The following is a 24,846-nucleotide window of genomic DNA, read 5'->3' on the forward strand; positions in this document are numbered from 1 at the left end:
GCGCGCCCTTCGTTCAGCTGGTCGTTCAGGCAGCGTCGACCATCACGATCTCGCTGTCCTCGATCGCGGTGACCTTGAGCACGGCAAGGTCGCTGATCGCGGCGCCGTCCCGGGCGTTGACCCGGACGCCGTCGATCTCGATCGCGCCGGTAGCGGGGACGAGATAGGCCTTTCGGTCCGCGCCCAGCGCATATTCGGCGGTCTCGCCGGCCTTGAGCGTGGCGCCGATCACTCGCGCATCGGTGCGGATCGGCAGGGCGTCATTGTCGTTCTCATAGCCCGATGCGAGCGTGACGAAATGGCCCGAGCGATCGCCCTTGGGGAAGGGCTTGGCGCCCCAGCTCGGCGCTTCGCCGTCACGGGTCGGCACGATCCAGATCTGGAAGATCCGGGTGGTCACGTCTTCGAGGTTGTATTCCGAGTGGCGGATCCCGGTGCCGGCGCTCATCACCTGGACGTCGCCCGCCTCGGTGCGGCCCTTGTTGCCCAGATTGTCCTGGTGGGTGATCGCGCCCTCGCGGACATAGGTGATGATCTCCATGTCGCGGTGCGGATGCGGCGGGAAGCCGGTCTGCGGCGCGATCGTGTCGTCGTTCCACACGCGCAGGTTGCCCCAGTGCATGCGGGCGGGATCATGATAGCCGGCGAACGAGAAATGGTGCTTGGCGTCGAGCCAGCCGTGATTGGCGCCGCCGAGGCTGTCGTAAGGGCGAAGTTCGATCATCTTGCATCTCCTGTGGGGTAGCGCTGGCCGCCCCTTGTGAGACTGGATTTAGGACTTGCCCGCTTTATTGATCAGAGGGATAAAATCCTTCGAAACGTTCGAGGAAGTTGAATAGTGAATACGCCGGGCACGCCGACCTATGACCAGCTGCGCATCTTCCTGACGATCGTCGATACCGGCAGCTTCGCGGGCGCCGGGCGCAAGCTCAACCGGGCGGTTTCGGTCATCAGCTACGGCATCGCCAATCTCGAGGCACAGCTCGGCATCCTGCTGTTCGAGCGCGAAGGCACGCGCAAGCCGCAGCTCACCGTCGCCGGCCGCGCCCTGCTCGCCGAGGCGCGCAGCATCGCGCACGGCATGGACGGGCTGCGCGCCAAGGTGAAGGGGCTGCTCGACGGGCTGGAGGCGGAAGTGAGCCTGGCGGTGGATGTGATGCTGCCGGCCGAGCGGCTCGGCAAAGTGCTGCGCGCCTTTGCCCGCGAATATCCCACGGTGCAGCTGCGCCTGCATGTCGAGGCGCTCGGCGCGATCACGGCGATGGTGCTCGATCACGAAGCGGTGATCGGCATTTCGGGGCCGCTCTCGTCCGGCGTCGAGGGGATCGAGAGCATGACCGCGGGATCGGTGCCGATGGTGCCGGTGGCTGCGCCCGATCACCCGCTCGGACGGATGGAAGTGATCCCGCCGGGCGCCGGGCGCGACTATACCCAGCTCGTGCTGACCGACCGTTCGCGCTTCACCGAGGGGCAGGACTTTTCGGTCACCAGCCCCAAGACCTGGCGGCTGGCCGATCTGGGAGCGAAGCACGCGCTGCTGCGCGAGGGCATCGGCTGGGGCAACATGCCGCTGCCGATGATCGAGGCCGACCTGGTGGCGGGCACGCTGATCCGGCTGGGGATGCCCGACCATGTCGGCGGCACCTATCGCTTCTCGGGCATCTGGCGCCGCGACACCCCGCCGGGGCCGGCGGCGGCGTGGCTGCTCGACCAGTTCGTCCAGCTCGGCGCGCATGATGCGGAGCTGGCGGGGATGACGGATGTCTAGAATTTAGCTGCTACCCGGCGGAAGCCGGGGCCCAGGGTTTCTCTACCGTATCGCTCTGTTACCCCGGGCCCCGGCTTTCGCCGGGGAGCGGGAAGGCGTTACTTTGCCAGCGGCTCCCGCGCTGCCGGGTGCAGCGCGCAGGCGGCGGTGCCGACCAGCACCATCGCGCCGGCAAGGATCAGCGGCGGGGTGAGCCCGTAGCGGTTGACCAGCACCGCGCCCAGCATCGCGCCGAGGAAGATCGCCAGGACGCCGCCAATCCGCCGCGCCCAGTTGGGGTTGCTGCCGCCGGCGAAGTGCGAGTCCGCCGCCAGGCCGGTGAGCGTCAGCGTCAGCACCGTCGTCGTCAGGTCGGGCACCTTGAGCTGGCGGATCGTCGCGTTGCGGAAGCCCATCGCTACGCCCGTGAGCGCGATGATCGCGAACACGCTGGCGGTCGGCGACTGGCTGGGAATGTCGAAGCCGATCGAAACGCCGGCAGCGATCCACAGCAGCGCCGCCTCGACCAGCGCCGCGACGATCAGCCAATGGTGCAGCGGTCGTCCCGCATGATGCTTGCCGATCCGCCCCGCAATCAGCGCTCCGAGCAGGAAGGCCGCGATCGCGGCGACGAACGGCGCCACCCGGAAGCCCGGCGTACCGGCGGCGGCGAAACCGAGAAAGACGATGTTGCCGGTCATGTTGGCGGTGAACACCTTGCCCAGCCCGAGCACGCTGATCGCGTCCACCAGGCCGGTAGTGACCGAGAGCAGCAGCAACAGCCAGGGGAGCGGGGTCGAGGATTTGGCGGCGGACATGACGGGAACTCCCTTTTTCTAATCTGGCTGTTTGATCTGGCTTTCGCCGGGGAACGATTGGGTCCTAGGGCGCCCCCGATCTCGCAAACATCCGAATAAAATCAGCCCTATCATTCGATATTTTCGAAAGGTCAGAACCGGAAATTGGCCTCCAGCCCCAGCATGGCGATCGTCTTCGCCGGTCCCGTCTCGCGGATGAAGGCGCCGGGTACGAAGGCGGAGAGCGAAGCGGACAGCTCGAGCTCGGCCGTCGCCTGCCAGGCGATCGTCGCCTCGGCTTCCTTGCCGATGAAGCGGGCACGGCTGTTCCCCGCCGCGCGGATCAGATTGCCGGGGATGTCATAGACCCCGTCGGTGCGGCTGTATCGCCAATAGGCCATGGCGGCGAGGCTGGCGGAGATGTCCCTGGCCAGTGTGGCGCTGACCCGGGGATTGAGGCTGACGATGTTGGTCGGCCCGACCGGCGACAGCTCGCCGAAATATTTCCCCTTGGGAAACAGCGCATTGAAGGTGCCGAGCGTGCCGTTACCGGGCTTGCCGTCGCCGCTGACAATATTGAAGCGCAGTGTCGCATCGGGCGCCAGCGGCGCGACGGGAAAGCTGCGGCCGACTTCGGTGCCCAGCGTCCAGGCCGCGATACGCTCGCGCCCGAAGCTGCCGAACTGGGCGACACCCTCGACATTCCAGTGCCAGTCACCGCGCGTCCCGTGCGAGCGCAGCCCGAAGCTGTGCCGCGTCTCGCGTCCGGCCACTCCGCCGAAGCGCGCGACGTCGTTGCGATAGCCGAGATAATAGAGGTCGATCCCCGGCAGCACGCCGTACGCGCCCCATAGCGTCCTGGTATCCGAAGTCCGGTCGTCGAACGTCCCCGGTCGCGGCTGGACCGGGCGCACCGCAAACAGGCTGACCTTCGCCTTGCCGATCGCCACATCCGCCCGCGCCCCGTCAAAGGCGAGCGGGACATTGGGGCCATAGCGGGTGCCGATGAGCCGCTCGGTGCCGAGCGACAGCATCTGGCGCCCGGCGCGCAAGGTCACCGGGCCGAGATCGACTTCGCCGAACCCCTGGAGCAGGTCCACCCGGGTCTGGTCGACCGGCCCCGCTGCCGGTGCCACGCCTGCCGCATAGGCGGCAATCGGCTGGACGAAGGCGCGCACCCGGCCGACATGGAGATCGGCATAGGGCATGGCGCGCAGCCACAGATAGCCGTCGTCCGGCGCATCGGCCCCGCCCCAGAGATTGTCGTGGTAGTTCTCGTTGCGGGCACGCAGTTCGATGCCGGTGGAGAGCCAGGCGTCTTCGCCGAGCGGGATGTACTTGAGCGGCCCGGTCCAGTGATGTGCGCGCTTCTCCGCGTCGCTCAGGTCGGACCAGTCCTCGTCATAGCGCGTGATGCTGAGGGTTGGGGCTTGCCAGGGTTCGTGATCCTGAGCGGCGGCGGGGATGGTGGTGAGGAAGAGGGCCGGCAACAGGAGCGTAGCTGCTGCCCGGCGAAGGCCGGGGCCCAGGGTAGCGAGCGAGCCGGAAGAGAAACCCTGGGCCCCGGCTTTCGCCGGGGAACTGAAAAAAGCAACCCCAAGCCTACCCACGCCGCCGCTCCCACTCGGCGACCAGCGCCACCAGCACGAAGCCGCCGATCAGCCCGAGATGCTCGAAGAACGCATTGGTCGCGCCGAACCGCTCGGCGCTCCCCGGCGCCATCGTCCAGAAGGCGTTGGCGGTGATCGCGGCGAAGAAAGTGAACACGCCCAGCATCCCCGCGCCCAGCCAGACCAGCCGCCCGCTCAGGATCAGCACCGGGCCGATCAGCTCGACCGCGATGGTCAGCGCCGCCCAGAGCGCCGCGGGCTGCATGCCGAAATGCGCCTGCTCGGCGACGGCGCCGTGCCAGTCGGTCAGCTTGACCACCCCGCCGAGCAGATAGGCGCCGCTGAGCGCCAGCCGGGCAAGGAACCAGGTCGGACGCCAGTCGAGCACGGCATCCACGAAGCGGGGCGTGTCCATCGCTCAGTTCTTCGCCACGGGAGCGTGGATCTCGGCGATATAGCCGCCGGGGAAGCGGACGATCGCGGCATCGCGGTCGCCCTCGCGGTGCGCCGGCACCAAAGTCTCGACACCCGCCGCCTTGGCCTTGTCGAGCGTCACGGTGAGGCTCGATACCTCATAGCCGGTCAGCTCGCGGCCATAAGGCCAGGGCAGCTGCCCGTCCGACACCAGCGCCGTCATCTTGCCATAGCCCGAAGTCAGGCGGACGCGGCGATAGGTCTTGCCCGGCTGGCCGATCTCGACGCCCGGCGCCGCCTTGTCGTCAGAGACGATCTTGGCATGGGCATAGCCGGTCCAGCTCTTAAGGAAAGCGTTCGCCGAGTCCGCGGTAAGGTAGACGCGGTTCTCGGGCACCGTTGCCAGCGGCGCATAATGGGGCTTGGTGGTGTGCCAGTAGAGCTGCATGTTCACCCCGCCCGGCCATTGCACGACCACATCGCGGCCAATCGGATCGGGGAAGCTGGTGACCAGCCGGCTCGCGCCATGGCTAAGAGCGGAGGTCACCGCCGCATCGATATTATCGACCAGATAGCCAGTCCGCTCGTCCCCGAACGGATAGGGCACCGGAGTGACGAAGCCGAACACCGAGAGGATGCCGACGGGCGTCAGCACCAGCTGCGAGTTGGTCTGGCTCGCTGTCGGCGTGACCTGGAACACGCCCTTCTTGGTGGTGGTGCCACCGAAGGTCGCAGTCACGCTGGTAACGAAGCGATCGAAATCCTCCGGCGCGACATAGACATGGGTCGAATCATATTCCGGCCCGATCGCGTGATCGGCGCGGGCCTTGGGCGCCTGCTGGGCGAAGGAAACGGCGGGGGAAAGCACGACTAGCGCGGTCGCAAGCAGGAAGGTGTGGCGGGTCATTTCAGCTACTCCGATGGGATATGCACTGCCTCTGCGGACGGGTTTAGGCGCCGCCTGAAAGTCGAACGATCCGAATAAAATCATCGGGACCGTTCGACTTTTTGGAAGGATCAGACCGCCCAGCACCCGCAGCCGAGCGCGCCCCAGAAGCTCTGGACATCGGCGGCCGGCACCTTGGCGCCGAGCGCGGCAGCATGATCATGGCCATGCACCCCGCAGGCCGAGTGGCAGGCGCACGCAGCGGCGAGCTTCTTCGCGTCGTCACGGCGATAATGGCCACCGAAGGTCGCGACCGGCGACCAGTCGGGCATCGCCTTGGGCGCCTTGGGGCCGAGCGGCGCGAAATCGCCCTCGCCATAGACCACCTTGCCACCCAGCACGGTCAGCACCGAGCGGAGATGCGCGATGTCATCCTCGGCGACATGGAAATAGTCGTCCGAGAGCAAGGCGAGATCGGCGAGCTGGCCCGCCTTGATCTGCCCCTTCTTGCCGACCTCGTTCGAGAACCAGGTATTCCGCTCGGTCCACAGCCGCAGTGCGGTCTCGCGGTCGAGCCGGTTGCGCACCGGGTAGAGCGCCATGCCGCCGACAGTCTTCGAGGTGACCAGCCAGCTCAGCGACACCCAGGGATTGTAGCTGGCGACGCGGGTGGCGTCGGTCCCCGCCCCCACCGGCACGCCGGCATCGAGCATCCGGCGGATCGGCGGCGTCGCTTCGGCCGCCTTGGCACCGTAGCGCTCGACGAAATACTCGCCCTGGAAGGCCATGCGGTGCTGCACGGCGATGCCGCCGCCGAGTGCCGCGATGCGATCAATGTTGCGCTCGCTGATCGTCTCGGCATGGTCGAAGAACCAGTTGAGGCCCTTGAGCGGAATGTCGCGATTGACCTTCTCGAACACGTCGAGGGCGCGGCTGATCGTCTGGTCATAGGTGGCGTGCATCCGCCACGGCCAGCGGCGCTCGGCGAGCAGGCGGATCACCGGCTCGAGATCGCCTTCCATCTCGGGCGGCATGTCCGGCCGGGCGACACGGAAATCCTCGAAGTCCGCCGCCGAATAGACCAGCATCTCGCCCGCGCCATTGTGGCGATAGCTGTCGTCGCCGTCGCCCGGCTTGATCTGGGTCGACCAGCTGGCAAAGTCCTTCAGCTCTTCCTTCGGCTTCTGGGTGAACAGGTTATAGGCGATACGCAGCGTCAGCTCGCCATCCTTGTGGAGCTTCTCGACGATCTCATAATCGTCCGGATAATTCTGCGAGCCGCCGCCCGCGTCGATCACGCTGGTCACGCCGAGCGAATTGAGCTCGCGCATGAAATGCTTGGTGCTGTTGAGCTGATATTCGGGCGGCAGCTTCGGCCCCTTGGCCAAAGTCGCATAAAGGATCGTGGCGTTGGGCTGGGCGAGCAGCAGGCCGGTCGGGTTGCCCTGCGCATCGCGCAGGATCTCGCCGCCCGGCGGGTTCGGGGTGTTCTTGTCATAGCCCACCGCCCTCAGCGCCGCGGCGTTGAGCAGCGCACGATCATAGAGGTGGAGGATGAAGACCGGCGTCTCGGGCGCCGCGGCGTTGATCTCGTCGAGCGTCGGCAGGCGCTTCTCGGCGAACTGGTGCTCGGTAAAGCCCCCGACCACGCGCACCCATTGCGGCGGCGGCGTGTTCTCGGCCTGCTTCTTCAGCATCGCCATCGCGTCGGCCAGCGTCGGCACGCCTTCCCAGCGCAGCTCCATATTATAGTTCAGCCCGCCGCGGATCACGTGGATATGGCTGTCGATCAGGCCCGGGATCAGGCGCCGTCCCCTGGCGTCGATCACCTGGGCATTCGGCGCGGCGGCGGCGCGAACCTCCCCCTCGGTGCCGACCGCGAGGAACTTGCCGTCTCGGATGGCGACGGCATCGGCGACCGGGTTCTCGCGATCGAGCGTGGTCACCTTGGCGTTGACGAGGATCAGGTCTTGGGGCGGGGTCATGGCGAAACTCTCGGAAATGGGCAGCAGGGCGGTGGAGGCGGCGGCGCCGACAAGCGCCTGGCGGCGGGAGATCACGCCTCGTCCTTTCGGTTGGCCGGCAGCCGGCCAAGGACATGATCGGCGCAGTCGCTGGTGACGAAGGCGACCACTTCCTTGCGATCCAGGATGCGCTTGGCGATCGGCACCAGCTGCTCGCCAAGCAGGATCCCCGCCAGCCCGAGCAGGGCGATCACCGGCGGGGCGGGAGAACGAACCCCAAGCAGGCTGTACACGACGCCGACCAGCAGACCGGCACCCAGCGAGAGAAGATAGGCTTTCATGGGGTTCGTCCTTCCGACTTTTGGGGATCAGGCCTGGATGAAGGCGAGGATGTCGGCGTTCAGCACGTCGGCATTGACCGTCAGCATGCCGTGCGAGAAGCCCGGATAAGTCTTCAGCGTCGCGTTCGGCAGGATCTCGGCCTGGAGCACGCCGGCATTCTTGTACGGTACGACCTGGTCGTCCTCGCCGTGCAGCACCAGCGTCGGCACGGTGATCGCCTTGAGGTCGTCGGTCTGGTCGGTCTCGGAGAAGGCCTTGATGCCTTCATAATGGGCCTGCGCGCTGCCCATCATGCCCTGGCGCCACCAGTTGTCGATCACACCGGGCTTCACGTCCGCGCCGGGGCGGTTGAAGCCGTAGAATGGGCCGGATGCGACATCGCGGAAGAACTGGGCGCGGTTGGCGGCGACGCCTGCGCGGAAGCCGTCGAACACCTCGATCGGTAGGCCGTTCGGATAGCGCTCGGTCTTGAGCATGATCGGCGGCACGGCGCTGACGAGGATGGCCTTAGCGACGCGGCCCGCGGGCTGGCCATGGCGGGCGACATAGGCCGCGACTTCGGCACCGCCGGTCGAGTGGCCGATATGGACGGCGTTGCGCAGGTCGAGATGCTCGGCGACCGCGGCGGCATCGGCGGCGTAGTGGGCCATGTCATGGCCGCTGCCCACCTGAGCGGAACGGCCATGCCCGCGGCGGTCATGCGCGATCACGCGGAACCCCTTGGACAGGAAGAACAGCATCTGCGCGTCCCAGTCGTCCGAAGACAGCGGCCAACCGTGGTGGAACATGATCGGCTGGGCGTCCTTGGCCCCCCAGTCCTTGAAGAAGATCTCGGTGCCGTCCTGGGTGGTGATGGTGCTCATGGGAATTTCCTTGGGATTTCGTGGGATTGGGAAAGGCTGGGGTGCGGCCGGGCCAGGGGGGCACGGCCCGGCCGCGCGGGGATCAGTGACCGCCTTCGGAAGCGCCGAACATGGTCTTGGCGTAGGTGATGCCGATGCCGTAGGCGCCGCCCAGCTTGCGGGCGATGCCGGTGGTCATGTCGTAGGTCTCGGTCCGCGCCCAGTCGCGCTGCAGCTCGAGAAGGTACTGGAGCGAGGTGATCGGGCGGGCACCGGCCTGGATCATCCGGGCGACCGCACGCTCATGCGCTTCCTCCGAGATGTCGCCGCTGGCGTCGGTGATGACATAGGTCTCGAAGCCCTGGTCGATCGCCGAAAGAACGGGGCCAACGATGCAGACCGAGGTCCAGAGCCCTGCGAACACCAGCCGCTGCTTGCCGATGCGGTTGACCTCGTCGATCACGGCGGCGTCTTCCCAGGTGTTCATCGACGTGCGGTCGAGCAGCTTCTGGCCCGGGAACGGATCGGTGACTTCGCTGAACATCGGACCCGAGAAGCTCTTCTCGGCGACGGTGGTGAGGATGGTGGGGACGTTGAAGCCGGCGGCGGCATTGGCGACCAGCGCGGCATTGTTGCGCAGCAGCTCCGGGGCGATCGACTTGGTGGCGAAGGCCATCTGCGACTGGAAATCGATCAGCACGAGCGCGTGATCGGTCGGGTTCAGCAGGGTCTTGCCGGGGGTCGGGGTGGCGGTGATGGTCATGGTGATTTCCCTCTTTTGGTAGTGTCGGCGGCCCGGAGCGTTCCGGATGCACAGGGTCTAGGCGGCCGAAGAACTGCGATGCAGCCGGATAAGATCGTTCCAACTGTTCCACTAAATCGAAAAGCTGCCCACACCCGGGGGAGTGAGCCACCGCCCCCATGCGAGTGAGAAATGCCTAATTCCGCAGGTTCGGGGACTTGCTTGCGTTGACTCGCCCCGGGCTTTGCTGCGACCCTCGCTGGCAGGAGAGTCGCGTATGAAGCAGGCAGGCGCCCGTCATGGCGAAGCCGTTTTCGAGGCAGTCCGGTCGCCCAGCCGCGCCGGGGTTTCCGCGATCGCCGCGTCCTGGTGCCGCTCGGTGCTCAACCACGGCCTCGATCCGGATGCAGGGGGCGCCCGCGAGCGATTCGACGGTACTTCGCTGCGTGCCTTGCGTGCCGAGCACGAGGTGATGCTCGCCGTCGCCGGCCCCGTCCTCGATCATATGTTCCGCTCGGTCGGCCGCTCGGGCTGCGCAGTGATCCTCAGCGACGCACGCGGTGTGATCCTCGATCGCCGCGCCGGCGACGGTGATGCGGAGGGCTTCACCTCGGTCGGTCTGGTCGAGGGCGCGCGCTGGGGCGAGGCGGAGGAAGGCACCAACGGCATCGGCACCTGCCTGTTCGAGGGAAAGCCGGTGATCATCCACCGCGACCAGCATTTCGCCAGCCGCAATGTCGACATCAGCTGCATGGACGCGCCGGTCCATGATCCGCAGGGGCGCCTCGTCGCGGCGCTCGACGTGTCGAGCTGCCGGGACGATCATGGCCCCGCCATGGCCGAGATGGTCGCGGCGCTGGTCCGCGACGCCGCCCGCAAGATCGAGCGCGACTATTTCTGCCGCTATTTCGAAGGCAGCCGGATCGTCTTCCTCTCCGACGACGCAGTGACCGGCACGGCGCTGCTGGCGGTGGACCGCGATGACCTGGTGATCGGCGCCAGCCGCGCCGCCCGCCTGCGCTTCGGCATGGACGACACCGCCCTCGCCGCGCCCCAGGCACTCGACCAGCTGCTCGGCGAGCAATCCTCGCCTTCTTTCGAGGATGCCGATCGCGCCGTGCTGCGCCAGGCGCTGGCCCGGGCCGGCGGCAATGCCAGCCAGGCCGCACGCCTGCTCGGCATCGGCCGTGCGACGCTCTACCGGCGCATGGGACGCGCCGGATTGAAGCTCTGATCCTTTTCCGCCGCCACCTGTCTCGATAGCGAGACACATGGCCCGGGCCGCGTTTCCCGGCCCCTTCCTGCCCCGGCGATCCCCGATTTAGGATCACGGACAGACGCCAGACCAAGTGGCGCCCGTAACCGCAAGGAAGAGGATCAGGCACATGGATGCCATCGTTCAGGATCGCCCGGGAACCCGTCTCAAGGCGCCTTTCGCTCCCCGCTACGACAATTTCATCGGCGGCACCTGGCTCGCCCCCAAGGCCGGGCGCTATTTCGACAACATCTCCCCGATCAACGGCCAGGTGGTCGGCCAGATCGCACGTTCACAGGCCGAGGATGTCGATGCCGCACTCGACGCCGCGCACAAGGCGAAGGACGCCTGGGGTCGCACCTCGGTTGCCGAGCGTGCCCGCATCCTCAATCGCATCGCCGATCGGATGGAGGAGAATCTCGAGCTGCTCGCCACGGCCGAGACCTGGGACAATGGCAAGCCGCTGCGCGAGACGACTGCCGCCGACATCCCCCTCGCCATCGATCATTTCCGCTATTTCGCCGGGGTGATCCGCGCGCAGGAAGGCACGATCGGCGAGATCGACCATGACATGGTCGCCTATCATTTCCACGAGCCACTCGGCGTGGTCGGCCAGATCATCCCGTGGAACTTCCCGCTGCTGATGGCCGCGTGGAAGATGGCCCCCGCCCTCGCCGCCGGTAACTGCATCGTGCTCAAGCCCGCCGAGCAGACCCCGGCATCGATCATGGTGTGGATCGACCTGGTCGGCGACCTGCTGCCCCCGGGCGTGCTCAACATCGTCAACGGCTTCGGGCTGGAGGCCGGCAAGCCGCTCGCCACTTCGCCGCGCATCTCGAAGATCGCCTTCACCGGCGAGACGACGACCGGCCGCCTGATCATGCAATATGCCAGCGAGAACCTGATCCCGGTCACGCTTGAGCTGGGTGGGAAGTCGCCCAACATCTTCTTCGAGGATGTCGCGCGCGAGGATGACGATTTCCTCGACAAGGCGATCGAGGGCTTCACCATGTTCGCGCTCAACCAGGGCGAGGTCTGCACCTGCCCCAGCCGCGCGCTGATCCATGAGAAGATCTACGACCGCTTCATGGAACGCGCGCTCAAGCGCGTCGCCGCGATCGTCCAGGGCGATCCGCTCGACATGGGCACGATGATCGGCGCCCAGGCCTCGTCCGAGCAGCGGGACAAGATCCTGTCCTATGTCGATATCGGCAAGCAGGAAGGCGCAGAACTGCTGATCGGCGGAAACACCGCCGATCTCGGCGGCGAGCTGGCGGACGGCTATTACGTTCAGCCGACTGTGTTCAAGGGTCACAACAGGATGCGGATCTTCCAGGAGGAGATCTTCGGCCCCGTCGTATCGGTAACCACCTTCAGGGACGAGGAAGAGGCGCTCGCGATCGCCAACGACACGCTCTACGGCCTCGGTGCCGGCGTGTGGAGCCGCGAGGCGAACACCTGCTACCGCTTCGGCCGCGCGATTCAGGCCGGACGCGTGTGGACCAACTGCTACCACGCCTATCCTGCCCATGCGGCTTTCGGCGGCTACAAGCAGTCCGGCATCGGGCGCGAGACGCACCGGATGATGCTCGATCACTATCAGCAGACCAAGAACATGCTGGTCAGTTACAGTCCGAAGAAGCTCGGCTTCTTCTGATTGTTCCCCCGCGCCCGGCCGCCCTTGCCCAAGGACACCCCCGGCCGGGCGCACCCTCCCCAGGAAAGGAGAATTCCATGGCCAAGACCATGAAGGCCGCCGTCGTGCGCGAATTCGGCAAGCCCCTGACGATCGACGAAGTCCCCGTCCCCGAAGCCGGCCCTGGCATGATCCAGGTGGCGATCCAGGCGTCGGGCGTCTGCCACACCGATCTCCACGCCGCCGAGGGTGACTGGCCGGTCAAGCCCAACCCGCCCTTCATCCCGGGGCATGAAGGCGTCGGCTATGTCAGCCAGGTCGGCGCAGGCGTGAAGAACGTCAAGGAAGGCGACCGCGTCGGCGTGCCATGGCTCTACACCGCCTGCGGCCACTGCGTGCATTGCCTGGGCGGCTGGGAGACCCTGTGCGAGAGCCAGCTCAACACCGGCTATTCGGTCAATGGCGGCTTTGCCGACTATGTCGTGGCGGACCCGAACTATGTCGGCCACCTGCCCGCCAACATCGGCTTCAACGAGATCGCGCCCGTGCTCTGCGCCGGCGTCACGGTCTATAAGGGGCTGAAGATGACCGACACCAAGCCGGGCGATTTCGTCGCGATCAGCGGCATCGGCGGGCTGGGGCACATGGCCGTGCAATATGCCGTCGCAATGGGGCTCAACGTCGCGGCGATCGACATCGACGATGCCAAGCTCGATCTCGCCCGCCGCCTCGGCGCGACGGTGACGGTCAACGCCCGCAACGAAGATCCGGCCACCGTCATCAAGCGCGAGACCAGCGGCGGCGTGAACGGCGTACTGGTCACTGCTGTGAGCGAGAAGGCATTCGAACAGGCGATAGGGGTTACCGCTCGCGGGGGTACCGTGGTGTTAAACGGGCTGCCGCCGGGTGATTTTCCGCTCAACATCTTCGGACTCGTGCTCAACGGCATCACCGTGCGCGGATCGATCGTCGGAACCCGGCTCGACCTTCAGGAGTCGATCGATTTCGCCGCGCAGGGCAAGGTCAAGGCAACGATCGAGACCGCCAGGATCGAGGACATCAACAAGGTGTTCGATCGCATGCACAAGGGTCAGATCGAGGGCCGCATCGTCCTCGACATGGCCTCGTAGGAGACACGAGATGACCGACGGGGTGGCCAGGATCGAACGGGTCGTCGCCACCCCGGCGGCGCTCGAACTCATCGCCGAGATCCGGGCCGAACACGGCCCCTTGCTGTTCCACCAGTCCGGCGGCTGCTGCGACGGATCCTCGCCGATGTGCTACCCCATCGGCGAGTTCCGCATCGGCGACGGGGACATATTGCTCGGCGAAGTCGACGGTACCCCGGTCTATATCGGCCGCGCCCAGGGCGAGGCATGGGCACACACCCAGCTGATCCTCGACGTCGTGCCCGGGCGCGGCGGCATGTTCAGCCTCGACAATGGCCGCGAGCGCCGCTTCCTCACCCGAGGCCGTGTGTTCACCGACGCCGAGCGCGACCAGCTCGCCCGGCCCTGACCGCGCCCCTCGCGCAACATCCGTTCAAGCGCGTGACACCATGGTTCAACACGGAATCGCCGGACCTGCCCTAGGGGAAGGCCGACAATTGCCCTGGCGCAATACCGAGAACCAGCGAAGCCACGGTTTGAGGGGCCGACCCGCTTCTTACCGGACATTGCTGCGGCCTCTTTTTGGGGGAGGCCGAGAGCCCGCGCGGGAAACTGCGCGGGTTCTTTGCTTGGCGCAGCCTGCCATGGCCCGCGACATGTTGCCCGCAGAACAAGCCGGTCGTCCGGGCAGATCGCCCGAACGGCCCCTCGTCGCCATGGACAAGCGCGGGCGCCGCCCATAAAGGACAGGCCCTCCCTTCTCCGCTTGGAAAGTTGCCCGGCACCGATGTTCCGACCCCTGTATGACTGGGTGCTGCGCATGGCGCACCACCGCCATGCGATCTGGCTCCTCGGCCTGGTTTCCTTCGCGGAGAGCAGCTTCTTCCCGATCCCGCCCGACGCGATGCTGATCCCGATGGTGATCGCCCGCCGCGAGCAGGCATTCCGCATCGCGCTGGTCTGCACCATCGCCTCGGTGCTGGGCGGCATGCTCGGCTATTATATCGGCTATGGCCTGATGCAGACGGTGGGCGAATGGATCGTCCACACCTATCATCTGGAGGCCAAGCTCGCAGAGGCGATCCATGCCTATCAGAGCGAATATGGCACCTGGATCATCCTGCTCAAGGGTCTGACCCCGATCCCGTTCAAGCTGGTGACGATCGCGAGCGGCGCGGCCAGCTTCAACTTCCCGCTGTTCGTGCTGCTCTGCTGCATCACCCGCGGCGCCCGCTTCTTCCTCGTCGCCCTGCTGCTCAAGCGCTACGGCGCCCCGGTGCAGCAGTTCATCGAGAAGCGGCTGGACCTCTTCGCCTGGGCCTTTCTCGGCCTGATCGTGCTGGGTTTCGTCGCCGTCGCGGTGCTCTGATCGGGGCCGGTTTCTTTTCGCGCTTGCGCCAGCTTGCACCTGCGCTCGCGACTCGCTAGATACAGCCCCCAATCCGACAGCGTGGTGGGTAGCACCGGTTCCTCCAGAGAGGACCGGGCAGCGGACCCGTGCCCCGCAGCCGGCGAACTTTGAAGCGAGGATGCCCCAGTGGCGAAGACCAGTCCGACCGAATTCGTGAAGCAGGTGCAGACCGAGGCGCGCAAGATCGTGTGGCCGTCGAGCCGCGAAACGATCATGACCGGCGTGATGGTGATGATCATGACCACGCTGCTCGGCGTGTTCTTCCTGGGCATCGACTCGATCTTCGATTTCATCGTCAATTCGCTGCTGCGCCTCGCGCAGTAAGCCGCACCGCAGAACACCAAAGGGAAAACGAACGCATGGCGCGCTGGTACATCATCCACGCCTATTCGGGCTTCGAGGGCAAGGTTCGCGACCAGATCCTGGCCGACGCGACCCGCATGGGCCTCGAGCAGCTGGTCGAGGCCGTCGAGGTTCCGACCGAGACCGTCACCGAGGTCCGCCGCGGCAAGAAGATCCAGTCCGAGCGGAAGTTCTTCCCGGGCTATGTCCTCGCCAAGCTCGAGATGAACGACGACGTCTATCACCTCGTGAAGAACACGCCGAAGGTGACGGGCTTCCTCGGCTCGTCGGGCAAGCCCCAGCCGATCAGCGAGGCCGAGGCCGCGCGCATCCTCAACACCAAGGACGAGGCGGCCACCGCAGCGCCCAAGGCGAAGGTCAAGGTCGACTACGACATCGGCGACACCGTCAAGGTCATCAGCGGCAACTTCGCGACCTTCTCGGGCGTGGTCGAGGAGCTCGACTACGACAAGAGCCGCGTGAAGGTCTCGATCTCGATCTTCGGCCGCGCGACGCCGCTGGAGCTGGGCTTCGAGGACGTCGAGCGCATCAAGTAAGAGACGCGCGACAAGCGAATCCGAAGGGCCGGGGCGGAAACGCTCCGGCCTTTTCCGTTCGGGGCTAGGCGCCCAGCACCTTGCCCATCCGTACCAGCGGCACCATCACGCCTTCGATCGGGCCGGCCGAGACCTGCTCGATCGGCGCATAGCCGCAGGCGCGGTAGAGCGGCACGCCGGAGAGCGTCGCCATCATCTCCGCGCGGCGGAAGCCGTGATCGGCGGCGGCCCGCTCGCACAGCGCGAGGATCATCCGCCCTACCCCCTGCCGCACGAAGCCGGGATCGGTGTACATGGCGCGGATCCGCGCGGCGTCCGTCGCCGGGTCGAGCGGGGCCGGCTCGCGCTCGATCACGCTGTCATCGCCACCGAACAGGGTCGCCCGCCAGCTCCAGCCGCCGCAACCCGCGATTTCGCCGTCGCGCTCGACCAGGAAATAGGTGCCGTCGCGAACGAGCTGGCTGTCGAGGCCCATCACCTTGTGGCTGGCACGGACCTGTTCGGGGGTGAGGAAACCCTGCTGCAGCGCCTCGATCGCGCGGCCCATCAGCGCATGCAATGCGGGCAGGTCCTCGATGCGGGCGATGCGATGCGTCAGTTCAGCCATGGGACGGCGATAGCGGCCGGCGCGTACAGGGTTCAAGCACTACGAAAGGGACCCCGGAGGCGGATGCCCCCGGGGAAGTCAGAGGGCACCATGCGTCAGTATTTGATGCGCAGCCGGGCGTAGTAGAAGCCGCCATTGAAGCCGAAGGGGCCGCCGTTGCGCGGATAGACCTGGCCGTCGGACGTTCCGCCGGTGATCGGGTAGATCGGCACCGATGCCGCGGTCAGCCGGTCCGGGCGCTCATCGGTGAAGTTCTGCGCGCCGATGGTGATCGTGTAGTGCTCGGCGAAGGTGTAGCTGACGTCGAGATCGGTGACGAACTTGTCGCCGAAGGTCTGGCCCGGGCCATAGTCCTGGGCGCTCTTCCAGCTGCCGTAATAATTCTCGCGCACGTTGAAGCTCAGCCCGTCGAGCGACCAGCTGGCGACGAACACCACGCGGTGGTTGGGTGCGAGATGCTCGGCGTCGATGATCTGGTTCGGGCCGATCACCTTGGGATTGTACTTGGTGATCTCGCTCTTGTTGTAGTTGTAGGCGAGCGAGAAATTGAGCTCCGCCTCGCTGAGCACGGTCTTCCAGGTGCCGACCACGTCGATGCCGCGGGTGCGGGTGTCGAAGCCGTTGGTGAAGAAGTTGACCTGGCCGCCCACGCCCACCGCGATCAGCGATGGCTGCGCCGCCACGTCGGCCGCGGTGACGGTGTAGTTCTGGGTGATGCCGATCCGGTTCTTCACGTCGATCTGATAGGCATCGACGGTGAACGACAAGTCCTTGTCCGGCGTCAGGATGAAACCCACGCCGTAGTTGGTCGACTTCTCCGGATCGAGCGTCGTCGCGCCATAATATTGGGCGATCGCGGTGTTCACCGGATAGGTGCCGACCTGCACCGCGGTGCCCGCGACGAACGAGGTGGTGATGATCGCATCGTTCGACTGGCCTGGCGACGGCGCGTGGAAGCCGGTGCCGATGCTGCCGCGCACCGAGAAGGCATCGGCGAACTTGTAGATGCCGTTGATCTTCCACACCCAGGCATCGCCGAACGTGTCGTAATGCTCGTAGCGGCCGGCGGCGCCGACGCTCAGCGCGTCGGTGATGTCGGTCTCGAGATCGATATAGGCGCCATAGCTTTTCTGGCTGAACCGTCCGGCCGCCGCCGGGCTGGTGCCGGCATAGCCGCTCGCGCCGACGCCCTGGGCGTTGCTGGTGCCGGTGAAGGTATACACGCCGGGCGCGGTCTGGGTGTAGAGCCGCTGCGCCACCGCATAGGGACCAGCGCCATAGGACTGCACGTCGCCGGCGGTCTGCTCATAGGTCTCCTTGCGGAATTCGCCGCCGGCGGAGAAGGTCAGCGGGCTCGCCAGGCCGATATCCACCGGATAGCTGAAGTCCGCGTTGAGATTGGCCTCCTCCTGGATCAGCTTGCCGAAGGCGAAGCTGGTCTGGGTCCTGGGGCCGTAGGAGGCGTTGAGCGAGCTGTACATCGACAGGGTCAGCGTGTTGCGGGCCCAGGAGCCGGACAGGTCATAGCGGAAGCCGCTCTCGGTCTCGCCCTTGTAGCCGAGCGTGCCGTAGATCTCCTCGGTCTCGCCGACGAAGCGCGGGGTGAAACCGGCCGGATAGAGCTGGCTGAACCGGAAGACATTGCTGTCGACCACGAAGCTGCCCGCCGGGCAGGTCGCGTTGCCGGTGGGGCATGGCGTAAGGTAGAAAGTGTTGTTGAACAGCGCGTTGGCGCCCTGGGTGCGGACCACGCCGGCGGAATCGACGGCGGTGCTGGTAACCGAGGGGCGGTAGTTGAAACTCTGGTTTGCGTGGATCTTTGCAAAGTTGGCGAAGAAGTAGAGCTTGCTCTCATCGGTCACGTTCAGCGCCGAATTGAGCAAGAGCTTGTAACCATGGGATGGCGAGGTGCCCCAGATCTGCGCGGGCAGCGGATAGTTGGGCAATTGCGACGCCAGTGAAGGGAAGTTGATCGCAAAGTTCGCGGCGGATGGCCGGGTGACGCCGCGGCTGGTCTGCGCATCGTCGTCATATTCGCCGGTCAGGTTGATGAAACCGATTGCCCCGGCAAGGCCGATATTGCCGGCGATCTGGTAACTCTCTCCATCGCCTGCATAATATTGGCCGGCCCGCGCCACGACCTCGAAGCCGCTTCCCTCCTTCAGGCCATAGTTGAGCACGCCAGCAATCGCGTCTGAACCATATTGCGCCGTCGCACCCTCGCGCAGCACCTGGAGGTTGCTGATCGCCAGCGACGGGATGGCGGAGATGTCCGGCCCCTGCGAGCCGCGCCCGAGGCCGGTGTCGCTGCCGGCATAGACCTGGACCAGCGCCGAGCGATTGTAGCGCTTGCCGTTGAGCATCACGAGCACCTGGTCGCCCGGCAGGCCGCGCAGTGACGGCGAGCGCACGAAGGTGGACGCGTCCGAAATCGAGTTCTGGCCGGCATAGAAGGACGGCACGACGTTCTTCACCGCATCGATCATGTTCGCGGCGGGCTGTGCGGTAAGCTCGGCGGCACTGATCACGTCTACCGGAGACGCGGAGGTTGTGAGCGTGCGATCGGTACGTCGCGTGCCGATGACGACGATCTCGCCGGCCGGCTCGGACGTAGTTGTCGCTTCCTGAGCCGCCGCGACATCAGTCAACAGCAGCGATGTTACAATGGCGGAAGACGCAAACAGGATACGCCGACGAACTGATGAACAGGTAACGCCCATTGGATGCCCCCTCGATTGCGATGTTGAATCGCCTTTCGAGGCACCCCGTCCTGAAACAAAAGCTACGTGAAACAGCAATATTGTCAATCAGTCATGAAACAAGCCTGTAACAATGACTTCCCGACGGTTTTTCTTGAAATTCCGTGGCGGAAGGTTCGCGGCGGATTCACTGCGGCGCCCCGCGGCGAGGCATCCCTGCCCGTTCCATATCGTGGCAGACACGAAGCGAAGCACCGGGCGATTCCCGCCCCGCACGAAAAAGGCCGGAGCGATGCCGCCCCGGCCTTTGGGTTCCTGGGACAAGCGGGCGATCAGGCTTCCCTGCCGCCCCATTCGCGGTTGAGCCCCAGCGCCGCCAGCGTGCAGGCGGCACCCGAGAGGAGGTAGGCACCGACCGAGAGCAGCCCGAAATTGCTGGCGAGCAGCAGCGCCGCCAGCGGGGCGAAGCCGGCGCCGATGAACCAGGAGGCGGTGGCGGTGGTGCCCGCGCCGGTATAGCGGCGCCTGGCGGAGAAGCTGCTGTTCACCGCGCCCGAGGACTGGCCGAACGACAGGCCGAGCAGGACGAAGCCCAGGATCATGTAGGTCCATTCGCCGGCCGACCCGGTGCCGAGCAGCTGCGGAGCGAAGCCGCTATAGGCGGCGATGAAGGCGGCCGAGACGCCGAGCAGCGTCCGGCGGCCGATCCGATCGGCGATATAGCCCGAGAGCACCATGGCGAGCATGCCGAATACGGCACCGACCAGCTCGATCACCAGGAAGTGCACCGGCGGCTCGCCCTTCAGCACCACCCAGGAAAGCGGGAAGACGGTGACGAGGTGGAACAGCGCGAAGCTGGCGAGCGGCGCGAAGGCACCGAGGATCACGGTGCGCCCCTCCTCGCGGAACAACTCGCCCACCGGGGTCGGCTGCAGCTCCTGGCTCTCGTAGAGCCGCTCGAACTCCGACGTGGAGATCAGGCGCAGCCGGGCGAACAGCGCGACGACGTTGATCACGAAGGCGACGAAGAAGGGATAGCGCCAGCCCCAGTCGAGGAAGTCGGCCGGGCTGAGCGCCGTGAGCAGGAAGGCGAAGACGGCGGCGGCCACGAACAGGCCGATCGGCGCCCCGAGCTGCGGGATCATCGCGTAGAAACCGCGCTTCTCCTTCGGCGCGTTGAGCGAGAGCAAGGCGGGCAGCCCGTCCCAGGTGCCGCCCTGGGCAAAGCCCTGACCGAGGCGGAACAGCGCGAGCAGCGCCACCGCCACGCCTCCCGCCTGGGCATAGCCGGGCAGGAAGGCCATCGCCGCGGTCGATCCGCCGAGCAGGAACATCGCGATGGTCAGCTTCACCCCGCGCCCGTGCGTGCGATCGAGCCAGATGAAGAGCAGCGCCCCGAACGGCCGCGCGACGAAGGCGAGCGCGAACACCGCGAAGGAATAGAGCGTGCCGGTCAGAGCATCGGCGAACGAGAAGATCACCGCCGGGAAGACGAGCACCGAAGCGATCGCATAGACGAAGAAATCGAAGAATTCGGAGGCGCGGCCGATGATCACGCCCACCGCGATATCGGCGGGGCGCACCGCATGGTCGCGCGCATCGATAAGGCGGGCATCGCGTTCGAGCGTGCCCGAATTCGTCGTGCTCGGCGTGGCCATCATCCCCATTTCGTCCTTCCTGAGTGCGGGCGCACCCTAGCCGAGCGGCATTCGCAGCCCTTTGACTCGGATCAAAGGCAGACCCGCAACGTCCGGTTAGCCGGGATGCATGCGGATACCAGGATCCAGACCAGCTCGCCGGGCTCTCGCCAGCCTGCCCCTACTCACCTTGCCCCTGCTCCTCGGCAGTTGCGGCGACATGGTCGTCATGAACCCGACCGGCGACATCGCGGTGCAGCAGCGCAACCTGATCCTGTTCTCGACAGGCGTCATGCTGCTGATCATCGTGCCGGTGCTGGCGCTGACGATCTGGTTCGCCTGGAAGTATCGCCGCAGCAACCCGAACAAGACCTATGATCCGAACTTCGACCACTCGACCACGCTCGAGCTGGTGATCTGGACCTGCCCGCTGCTCATCATCATCGCGCTGAGCGCGGTGACCTGGACGAGCACCCATCTGCTCGATCCCTTCCGCCCGCTGGAACGGATCGCGCCGGGCAAGCCGGTGCCGGCCGGCACCAGGCCGCTGGAGGTCCAGGCGATCGGCATGGATTGGAAGTGGCTGTTCATCTATCCCGACCTGGGGATCGCCACGGTCAACGAGCTGGCGCTGCCGGTGGACCAGCCGGTGCATTTCTCGATCACCTCGACCGACCAGTTCAACACCTTCTTCGCGCCCACCCTGGCGGGCATGATCTACGCGATGCCGACGATGAAGTCGGAGCTGCACGCGGTGCTCAACAAGACCGGCGACAGCTGGGGCTATTCGGGCAACTATACCGGCGCCGGCTATTCGGACATGCGCTTCAAGCTGCGCGGCATCGACAAGGCCGGGTTCGAGAAATGGGTCGCCGAGGCCAAGGCCAGCGGCAAGGCGCTGGACACCGCCACTTACCTCACGCTCGCCAGGCCGAGCGCCAAGGTGCCGGTGATGCGCTTCTCGGCGCCGATGCCGGGCCTGTTCGACAAGATCGTCAACCAGTGCGTCGCCCCCGGCACGCCCTGCATGGTCGATGTGATGCGCAGCGACATGATGCGCGCCGCCGGCAAGCCGCACGATCCGGACCATGGCCCGGCCAAGGCACCCGCCGCCCATACGCCGCCGGCGGGCACGCACCAGGATGCGCCGAAGCATCCGGGCATGTCCGCCCTCGCCCCCTTCCGCATGCCCGGCGCCGCGCGCGTCGCCCAGGCCTGAGCCAACGGAACCGCCATGACAGACCATTTGCTAAAGACGGTGTTCGGACGCCTGTCCCTGGAGTCCTTGCCCTTCCTGCACGAGCCGATCCTGCTCGGCACCTTCATCGTCGTCGCGCTGCTGGGCCTCGGCCTGCTCGGCGTGGTGACGAAGTACAAGCTCTGGGGCTATCTCTGGAAGGAGTGGTTCACCAGCGTCGATCACAAGAAGATCGGCATCATGTACATCATCCTGGCCATCGTGATGCTGCTGCGCGGCTTCTCCGATGCGCTGATGATGCGCGCCCAGCAGGCGATCGCCTTCGGGAGCAATCCCGGCTACCTGCCGCCCGAACATTATGACCAGATCTTCACCGCGCACGGGACGATCATGATCTTCTTCGTGGCGATCCCGCTGGTGGTGGGCATCGTCAACTTCGTGATGCCACTGCAGATCGGCGCGCGCGACGTGGCCTTCCCGTTCCTCAACAACCTCAGCTTCTGGCTGACGGTCGCGGGCGCGCTACTGACCATGGTCTCGCTGTTCGTCGGCGAGTTCGCGCGGACCGGCTGGCTGTCCTACGCCCCGCTCGCCGGGCTGCAGTACAGCCCGGATACCGGCGTGGACTATTATCTCTGGTCCCTGCAGATAGCCGGCGTCGGCACCACCCTGTCGGCGATCAACATGGTCGCCACCGTCATCAAGATGCGTGCCCCCGGCATGACGATGATGAAGATGCCGGTGTTCACCTGGACCGCCTTCTGCTCGAACATCCTCGCCATCGCCATCTTCCCCGCGCTGACCGCCGCCTTCTTCCTGCTGATGCTCGATCGCTATGCGGGCACGCATTTCTTCACCAACGAGCTCGGCGGCGCGCCGATGATGTACTGGAACATGGTGTGGATCTGGGGCCACCCCGAGGTCTATGTGCTCGTGCTCCCGGCCTTCGGCATCTATTCCGAGATCACCTCCACCTTCACCGGCAAGAAGCTCTTCGGCTATTCGTCGATGGTCTACGCCACGGTGGTCATCACCATCCTCAGCTACCTCGTCTGGCTGCACCACTTCTTCACCATGGGTGCCGGCCCGACGGTCAACAGCTTCTTCGGCATCGCCACCATGGTGATCTCGATCCCGACGGGCGCGAAGATCTTCAACTGGCTGTTCACGATGTACCGCGGCAACATCCGCTTCGAGCTGCCGATGATGTGGGTGGTCGCCTTCATGCTCACCTTCACGGTGGGCGGCATGACCGGCGTCCTCCTCGCCATCCCGCCGGCCGACTTCGTGCTGCACAACTCGCTGTTCCTGGTCGCCCATTTCCACAACACGATCATCGGCGGCGTGGTGTTCGGCCTGTTCGCGGCGATGGTCTACTGGTTCCCCAAGGCCTTCGGCTTCAAGCTGGACGAGTTCTGGGGCAAGGTCGCCTTCTGGGGCTGGGTCGCCGGCTACTGGATCGCCTGGACGCCGATCTACATCGTCGGCCTGATGGGCACCACGCGCCGCGTGAACCATTTCGACGACCCCAGCTTCCAGCCCTATTTCATCATCGCCGCGATCGGCGCCGTGATCATCCTGATCGGCATCCTCGGCTTCGTGATGAGCATCCTGGTCGGCTGGCTGAAGCGCGACCAGCTCAAGGACGCGACCGGCGATCCCTGGGACGGCCGCACGCTGGAATGGTCGACCTCCTCGCCGCCCCCGGCCTACAACTTCGCGTTCACCCCGGTCATCCACGACCTGGACGCCTGGTACGACATGAAGAGCCGCGGGTACGAACGCCCGACCACTGGCTTCCGGGCGATCCACATGCCCAGGAACACCGGCGCGGGCTTCATCCTCTCCGCCCTGGCGCTGGTGATGGGCTTCGCGATGGTCTGGTACATCTGGTGGCTCGCCGCGCTCAGCTTCGCCGGCCTGTTCGCGGTCGCCGTGGGCCACACGTTCAACTTCAAGCGCGACTATTACATCCCCGCCGAGGAAGTCGCCGCAATCGAGGACAAGCGCACCATGCAGCTTGCGCAGGGGGCCTGACATGACCGACCACGCAATCGACCCCCAGGCCGCTCCGGTCTGGCACCTCACCGAGGAAGAGGAGCATCACGACCATTCGGGCGGCAGCCCGACGGTCCTGGGCTTCTGGATCTACCTGATGAGCGACGCGCTCATCTTCGCCTCGCTCTTCGCGATGTTCGGAGTGGTGGCGAGCGCCTATGCCGGCGGCCCGGTGCCGCGTGAGATCTTCGACCTCAAGCTGGTCGCGATCAACACCGGCCTGCTGCTCGCCTCGTCGATCACCTTTGGGGAAGCTATGCCGCACATGGAAGGCGGCCGGGTCGGCCCCGTCCGCTTCTGGCTGGCGCTTACCGGCCTGCTCGGCGCGGGCTTCGTCGCCATCGAGCTCTATGAGTTCGCGCACCTGATCGCCGAGAATGCCGGACCGGATCGCAGTGCCTTCCTCTCGGCCTTCTTCACCCTGGTCGGCACCCACGGCGCGCACGTGACGATCGGCCTGGTGTGGATCGTCACCATGCTGATCCAGCTCGGCCAGCACGGCCTCAACCCCGCGACCAGGCGGCGCCTGATCTGCCTGTCGATGTTCTGGCACTTCCTGGACATCATCTGGATCGGCGTCTTCACCTTCGTCTATCTGTATGGAGTGATCCGTTGAGCACCCCGCACGAAACGCCCGGCACCCACGGGCACGGCAATGGCCACCGCATCGGCTCGCTGCTCGCCATCGTCCTGACGGTGATCCCGTTCTGGCTGGTGATGAGCGGATCCCCCCTTTCCCCGGCCTGGACCGCGGCGGTGATCTTCGCCTTCGCGATCGTCCAGATCATCGTGCACGTCGCCTTCTTCCTGCACCTCGACACGCGGTCCGAGGGCGGATGGACCCTGCTCGCCTTCCTGTTCACGGCGGTGATCGTGATCCTCACCATCGGCGGTTCGATCTGGGTGATGTACCACCTGAACCTGAACATGATGCCGATGCCGGATATGGGCGCCGGTCACTAGGGAGACCGGCGCCCTGCGGGGGATCGGCCA

The 24,846-nt window shown here is 66.0% G+C and carries 24 protein-coding genes; 12 read left to right on the forward strand and 12 right to left on the reverse strand.

Features of this window, described 5'->3' with window-relative positions:
- Nucleotides 1–25: 25 nt before the first annotated feature.
- On the reverse strand, nucleotides 26–724 hold the full coding sequence (locus tag O3305_RS08590) for a pirin family protein (RefSeq protein WP_184168505.1): 699 nt from the start codon (nucleotides 722–724) through the stop codon (nucleotides 26–28).
- Nucleotides 725–838: 114 nt separating this feature from the next.
- On the opposite strand from O3305_RS08590, the gene O3305_RS08595 reads away from it, so the two are divergent.
- A complete protein-coding gene (locus tag O3305_RS08595; RefSeq protein WP_269576023.1) occupies nucleotides 839–1,768 on the forward strand; it encodes a LysR family transcriptional regulator in 930 nt (309 codons plus the stop codon).
- A 98-nt stretch (nucleotides 1,769–1,866) separates the two neighbouring features.
- On the opposite strand, the gene O3305_RS08600 is transcribed toward O3305_RS08595, so the two are convergent.
- The 8 genes from O3305_RS08600 to O3305_RS08635 form a co-directional block, all read right to left on the reverse strand.
- Nucleotides 1,867–2,565 carry a YoaK family protein gene (locus O3305_RS08600; RefSeq protein ID WP_269576024.1) on the reverse strand — a complete coding sequence of 233 codons (699 nt, stop codon included), beginning with the start codon at nucleotides 2,563–2,565 and terminating at the stop codon, nucleotides 1,867–1,869.
- Nucleotides 2,566–2,696: 131 nt separating this feature from the next.
- Entirely contained in the window at nucleotides 2,697–4,034 is a 1,338-nt protein-coding gene (locus O3305_RS08605) for an alginate export family protein (protein ID WP_269576025.1), read from the reverse strand.
- A gap of 112 nt (nucleotides 4,035–4,146) precedes the next feature.
- Nucleotides 4,147–4,569, reverse strand: coding sequence for a DoxX family protein (locus O3305_RS08610; protein ID WP_269576026.1), 423 nt, complete (start codon nucleotides 4,567–4,569; stop codon nucleotides 4,147–4,149).
- A gap of 3 nt (nucleotides 4,570–4,572) precedes the next feature.
- Complete coding sequence (locus tag O3305_RS08615) at nucleotides 4,573–5,475, reverse strand: glyoxalase (protein WP_269576027.1); 903 nt, start codon at nucleotides 5,473–5,475, stop codon at nucleotides 4,573–4,575.
- Nucleotides 5,476–5,585: 110 nt separating this feature from the next.
- Complete coding sequence (locus tag O3305_RS08620; protein WP_269576028.1) at nucleotides 5,586–7,514, reverse strand: amidohydrolase; 1,929 nt, start codon at nucleotides 7,512–7,514, stop codon at nucleotides 5,586–5,588.
- Nucleotides 7,511–7,759, reverse strand: a complete 249-nt coding sequence (locus O3305_RS08625; RefSeq protein ID WP_269576029.1) for a DUF1427 family protein — start codon at nucleotides 7,757–7,759, stop codon at nucleotides 7,511–7,513. The genes O3305_RS08620 and O3305_RS08625 overlap by 4 nt, the downstream gene beginning before the upstream one ends.
- A 27-nt stretch (nucleotides 7,760–7,786) precedes the next feature.
- Complete coding sequence (locus O3305_RS08630) at nucleotides 7,787–8,623, reverse strand: alpha/beta fold hydrolase (RefSeq protein ID WP_269576030.1); 837 nt, start codon at nucleotides 8,621–8,623, stop codon at nucleotides 7,787–7,789.
- Between the two features lie 82 nt (nucleotides 8,624–8,705).
- Entirely contained in the window at nucleotides 8,706–9,365 is a 660-nt protein-coding gene (locus O3305_RS08635) for a hydrolase (RefSeq protein ID WP_269576031.1), read from the reverse strand.
- Nucleotides 9,366–9,621: 256 nt separating this feature from the next.
- On the opposite strand from O3305_RS08635, the gene O3305_RS08640 reads away from it, so the two are divergent.
- The 7 genes from O3305_RS08640 (at nucleotide 9,622) to nusG (ending at nucleotide 15,654) form a co-directional block, all read left to right on the forward strand.
- Nucleotides 9,622–10,578 carry a GAF domain-containing protein gene (locus tag O3305_RS08640; protein ID WP_269576032.1) on the forward strand — a complete coding sequence of 319 codons (957 nt, stop codon included), beginning with the start codon at nucleotides 9,622–9,624 and terminating at the stop codon, nucleotides 10,576–10,578.
- A gap of 151 nt (nucleotides 10,579–10,729) precedes the next feature.
- Nucleotides 10,730–12,256 (forward strand): aldehyde dehydrogenase, encoded by a 1,527-nt coding sequence (gene adh, locus O3305_RS08645; protein ID WP_269576033.1) that lies wholly within the window; start codon nucleotides 10,730–10,732, stop codon nucleotides 12,254–12,256.
- Between the two features lie 77 nt (nucleotides 12,257–12,333).
- The gene (gene adhP / locus O3305_RS08650) at nucleotides 12,334–13,365 is read left to right on the forward strand and encodes an alcohol dehydrogenase AdhP (RefSeq protein WP_269576034.1); all 1,032 of its coding nucleotides are present in this window, start codon (nucleotides 12,334–12,336) and stop codon (nucleotides 13,363–13,365) included.
- A 10-nt stretch (nucleotides 13,366–13,375) separates the two neighbouring features.
- Nucleotides 13,376–13,753 (forward strand): DUF779 domain-containing protein, encoded by a 378-nt coding sequence (locus O3305_RS08655; protein WP_269576035.1) that lies wholly within the window; start codon nucleotides 13,376–13,378, stop codon nucleotides 13,751–13,753.
- A gap of 378 nt (nucleotides 13,754–14,131) precedes the next feature.
- Entirely contained in the window at nucleotides 14,132–14,713 is a 582-nt protein-coding gene (locus O3305_RS08660; RefSeq protein WP_184168514.1) for a YqaA family protein, read from the forward strand.
- Between the two features lie 168 nt (nucleotides 14,714–14,881).
- Complete coding sequence (gene secE, locus O3305_RS08665) at nucleotides 14,882–15,079, forward strand: preprotein translocase subunit SecE (RefSeq protein ID WP_269576036.1); 198 nt, start codon at nucleotides 14,882–14,884, stop codon at nucleotides 15,077–15,079.
- Nucleotides 15,080–15,114: 35 nt separating this feature from the next.
- Entirely contained in the window at nucleotides 15,115–15,654 is a 540-nt protein-coding gene (gene nusG, locus O3305_RS08670; RefSeq protein WP_184168516.1) for a transcription termination/antitermination protein NusG, read from the forward strand.
- Between the two features lie 64 nt (nucleotides 15,655–15,718).
- Here the strand turns inward: nusG and O3305_RS08675 are convergent, their stop codons facing one another.
- The 3 genes from O3305_RS08675 to O3305_RS08685 all read right to left on the reverse strand — a co-directional run bounded on the left by O3305_RS08675 (nucleotide 15,719) and on the right by O3305_RS08685 (nucleotide 20,618).
- Nucleotides 15,719–16,261, reverse strand: a complete 543-nt coding sequence (locus tag O3305_RS08675) for a GNAT family N-acetyltransferase (protein WP_269576037.1) — start codon at nucleotides 16,259–16,261, stop codon at nucleotides 15,719–15,721.
- 95 nt (nucleotides 16,262–16,356) lie between these two features.
- Nucleotides 16,357–18,909 (reverse strand): TonB-dependent receptor plug domain-containing protein, encoded by a 2,553-nt coding sequence (locus tag O3305_RS08680; RefSeq protein ID WP_269576038.1) that lies wholly within the window; start codon nucleotides 18,907–18,909, stop codon nucleotides 16,357–16,359.
- Between the two features lie 383 nt (nucleotides 18,910–19,292).
- The gene (locus O3305_RS08685) at nucleotides 19,293–20,618 is read right to left on the reverse strand and encodes an MFS transporter (RefSeq protein WP_502958200.1); all 1,326 of its coding nucleotides are present in this window, start codon (nucleotides 20,616–20,618) and stop codon (nucleotides 19,293–19,295) included.
- Between the two features lie 169 nt (nucleotides 20,619–20,787).
- Here O3305_RS08685 and cyoA point away from each other — a divergent pair, with 169 nt between their 5' ends.
- The 4 genes from cyoA to cyoD are packed head-to-tail and all read left to right on the forward strand — an operon-like array spanning nucleotide 20,788 to nucleotide 24,816.
- Nucleotides 20,788–21,816 (forward strand): ubiquinol oxidase subunit II, encoded by a 1,029-nt coding sequence (cyoA, locus tag O3305_RS08690; protein WP_269576039.1) that lies wholly within the window; start codon nucleotides 20,788–20,790, stop codon nucleotides 21,814–21,816.
- Nucleotides 21,817–21,831: 15 nt separating this feature from the next.
- A complete protein-coding gene (gene cyoB, locus O3305_RS08695; RefSeq protein ID WP_269576040.1) occupies nucleotides 21,832–23,832 on the forward strand; it encodes a cytochrome o ubiquinol oxidase subunit I in 2,001 nt (666 codons plus the stop codon).
- A 1-nt stretch (nucleotide 23,833) separates the two neighbouring features.
- Nucleotides 23,834–24,469, forward strand: a complete 636-nt coding sequence (cyoC, locus tag O3305_RS08700) for a cytochrome o ubiquinol oxidase subunit III (RefSeq protein WP_269576041.1) — start codon at nucleotides 23,834–23,836, stop codon at nucleotides 24,467–24,469.
- Nucleotides 24,466–24,816 (forward strand): cytochrome o ubiquinol oxidase subunit IV, encoded by a 351-nt coding sequence (gene cyoD / locus O3305_RS08705; protein ID WP_184168522.1) that lies wholly within the window; start codon nucleotides 24,466–24,468, stop codon nucleotides 24,814–24,816. The genes cyoC and cyoD overlap by 4 nt, the downstream gene beginning before the upstream one ends.
- Nucleotides 24,817–24,846 lie beyond the last annotated feature (30 nt).

Source organism: Sphingomonas sp. NIBR02145 (assembly GCF_027359115.1).
Classification (GTDB): Bacteria; Pseudomonadota; Alphaproteobacteria; order Sphingomonadales; family Sphingomonadaceae; genus Sphingomonas; species Sphingomonas kyeonggiensis_A.

Excerpts from the sequence above, each read along its gene's own strand:
- O3305_RS08590 (WP_184168505.1), bottom strand. The coding sequence starts at position 724 with ATGATCGAACTTCGCCCTTACGACAGCCTCGGCGGCGCCAATCACGGC.
- O3305_RS08655 (WP_269576035.1), top strand. The coding sequence starts at position 13,376 with ATGACCGACGGGGTGGCCAGGATCGAACGGGTCGTCGCCACCCCGGCG.
- O3305_RS08615 (WP_269576027.1), bottom strand. The coding sequence starts at position 5,475 with ATGACCCGCCACACCTTCCTGCTTGCGACCGCGCTAGTCGTGCTTTCC.
- O3305_RS08685 (WP_502958200.1), bottom strand. The coding sequence starts at position 20,618 with ATGGCCACGCCGAGCACGACGAATTCGGGCACGCTCGAACGCGATGCC.
- adh (WP_269576033.1), top strand. The coding sequence starts at position 10,730 with ATGGATGCCATCGTTCAGGATCGCCCGGGAACCCGTCTCAAGGCGCCT.
- O3305_RS08610 (WP_269576026.1), bottom strand. The coding sequence starts at position 4,569 with ATGGACACGCCCCGCTTCGTGGATGCCGTGCTCGACTGGCGTCCGACC.
- O3305_RS08675 (WP_269576037.1), bottom strand. The coding sequence starts at position 16,261 with ATGGCTGAACTGACGCATCGCATCGCCCGCATCGAGGACCTGCCCGCA.
- cyoB (WP_269576040.1), top strand. The coding sequence starts at position 21,832 with ATGACAGACCATTTGCTAAAGACGGTGTTCGGACGCCTGTCCCTGGAG.
- nusG (WP_184168516.1), top strand. The coding sequence starts at position 15,115 with ATGGCGCGCTGGTACATCATCCACGCCTATTCGGGCTTCGAGGGCAAG.
- O3305_RS08600 (WP_269576024.1), bottom strand. The coding sequence starts at position 2,565 with ATGTCCGCCGCCAAATCCTCGACCCCGCTCCCCTGGCTGTTGCTGCTG.
- O3305_RS08635 (WP_269576031.1), bottom strand. The coding sequence starts at position 9,365 with ATGACCATCACCGCCACCCCGACCCCCGGCAAGACCCTGCTGAACCCG.
- O3305_RS08660 (WP_184168514.1), top strand. The coding sequence starts at position 14,132 with ATGTTCCGACCCCTGTATGACTGGGTGCTGCGCATGGCGCACCACCGC.
- cyoC (WP_269576041.1), top strand. The coding sequence starts at position 23,834 with ATGACCGACCACGCAATCGACCCCCAGGCCGCTCCGGTCTGGCACCTC.
- O3305_RS08640 (WP_269576032.1), top strand. The coding sequence starts at position 9,622 with ATGAAGCAGGCAGGCGCCCGTCATGGCGAAGCCGTTTTCGAGGCAGTC.
- adhP (WP_269576034.1), top strand. The coding sequence starts at position 12,334 with ATGGCCAAGACCATGAAGGCCGCCGTCGTGCGCGAATTCGGCAAGCCC.
- O3305_RS08625 (WP_269576029.1), bottom strand. The coding sequence starts at position 7,759 with ATGAAAGCCTATCTTCTCTCGCTGGGTGCCGGTCTGCTGGTCGGCGTC.
- O3305_RS08630 (WP_269576030.1), bottom strand. The coding sequence starts at position 8,623 with ATGAGCACCATCACCACCCAGGACGGCACCGAGATCTTCTTCAAGGAC.